Below are 2022 nucleotides of genomic sequence, written 5' to 3' on the forward strand. Positions count from 1 at the left end.
GGGGCACGGCGGGCCTGCACCCGGCCCGCCGGGAAGAGCCCGCCGCACCCGCGGCGGCTCCGGAGCCCGGGGCTCCGGCGGCCGGAAACCCGATTCCGGGCCTCTATTACCACCCCGTGCCGGAGCCCGACCCGGTGCGGGTGGAGGAGGTCAGCCGGCGGATCAAGGCCTGGGCGGTGGACGAGGTCGACCTGTTCCCCGATGCCTGGGAGAACCAGTTCGACGGCTTCCACGTCGGGCGCTACATGGTGGCCTGCCACCCGGACGCTCCCACCATCGAGCACCTGATGGTCGCCGCCCGGCTGATGGTCGCCGAGAACGCGGTCGACGACTGCTACTGCGAGGACCACGGCGGCTCGCCCATCGGCCTCGGTGGACGCCTCCTGCTGGCGCACACCGCGATCGACCCCCTCCACACGACGAAGGAGTACGAGCCGCAGTGGGTGGGGTCGCTCCAGTCGGACGCGCCCCGGCGGGCCTACACCTCCGCCATGGAGTACTTCGTCCGGCAGGCCAGCCCCTCGCAGGCGGACCGCTACCGGCACGACATGGCCCGGCTGCACCTCGGGTACCTCGCCGAGGCGGCCTGGAGCCAGACGGAGTACGTCCCCGAGGTGTGGGAGTACCTGGCCATGCGGCAGTTCAACAACTTCCGCCCCTGCCCCACCATCACCGACACCGTCGGCGGGTACGAGCTCCCGGCCGATCTGCACGCCCAGGCAGCCATGCAACGGGTCATCGCGCTCGCCGGCAACGCCACCACGATCGTCAACGACCTGTACTCCTACACCAAGGAACTCGCCGCCCCCGGAAGGCACATGAACCTTCCCGTGGTGATCGCCGAGCGGGAGGGGACCTCCGACAAGGAGGGCTACCTGAAGGCGGTCGAGGTCCACAACGACCTCATGCACGCCTTCGAAGCGGAGGCCGCCGCCCTGGCCGCGGCCTGCCCCGTCCCGAGCGTGCTGCGCTTCCTGCGGGGAGTCGCCGTCTGGCTCGACGGCAACCACCACTGGCACCAGACCAATACGTATCGCTACAGCCTGCCCGACTTCTGGTAAGGACGGATCTATCAGTGACCAGCACTGACATCACCACCGGCACCACCGGCACCACCGGCTCCAACGGCACCACCCCGGCCCCCGTGATCATTCCCGGGCCGGCCACCCCCTACCAGGGGGACATCGCCCGCTACTGGAACAACGAGGCCAGGCCGGTGAACCTGCGCCTCGGCGACGTGGACGGCCTGTACCACCACCACTACGGCATCGGCGACGTCGACCACTCCGCGCTCGGCGACACCGACGACAGCGCCTACGAGAAGAAGCTGGTCGCCGAGCTCCACCGGCTGGAGTCGGCACAGGCCGAACTCCTCCTGGACCACCTCGGCCCCGTCGGCCGCGAGGACACGCTCGTGGACGCCGGCTGCGGCCGCGGCGGCTCGATGGTCATGGCCCACCAGCGCTTCGGATGCAAGGTCGAGGGCGTCACCCTGTCCGCCAAGCAGGCCGACTTCGCCAACCAGCGCGCCCTCGAACTCGGCATCGACGACCACGTCCGGGCCCGCGTCTGCAACATGCTCGGCACGCCCTTCGAGACCGGGCAGGCCGCGGCGTCGTGGAACAACGAGTCGAGCATGTACGTCGACCTGGACGACCTCTTCGCCGAGCACTCCCGCGTCCTGAAGGTCGGCGGCCGGTACGTGACCATCACCGGCTGCTGGAACCCGCGGTACGGCCAGCCCTCGAAGTGGGTCTCCCAGATCAACGCGCACTTCGAGTGCAACATCCACTCCCGCCGGGAGTACCTGCGCTCCATGGCGGACAACCGGCTCGTGCCGCAGGCCGTGATCGACCTGACCCCCGCGACCCTGCCCTACTGGGAACTGCGGGCCACGTCCTCGCTGGTCACCGGCATCGAGGAGGCGTTCATCGAGTCCTACAAGGACGGCTCCTTCCAGTACCTCCTGATCGCGGCCGACCGCGTCTGACGACCACGCCCGGGGCCGGGCCCGCGCCATCC

General features: G+C 70.0%; 2 protein-coding genes. Both read left to right on the plus strand.

Annotated elements, in window-relative coordinates; all coding sequences use genetic code 11:
- Positions 1–1061, plus strand: a 1061-nt coding sequence (locus ACFVX6_RS40820) for a family 2 encapsulin nanocompartment cargo protein terpene cyclase (protein WP_389699644.1), incomplete at its 5' end; no start/stop codon positions are given.
- A 14-nt stretch (positions 1062–1075) separates the two neighbouring features.
- Entirely contained in the window at positions 1076–1990 is a 915-nt protein-coding gene (locus ACFVX6_RS40825; protein WP_389699645.1) for a geranyl diphosphate 2-C-methyltransferase, read from the plus strand.
- Positions 1991–2022: the final 32 nt, after the last annotated feature.

The organism is Streptomyces sp. NPDC058289, from assembly GCF_042880975.1.
Lineage (GTDB): Bacteria > Actinomycetota > Actinomycetes > Streptomycetales > Streptomycetaceae > Streptomyces > Streptomyces stoeckheimensis.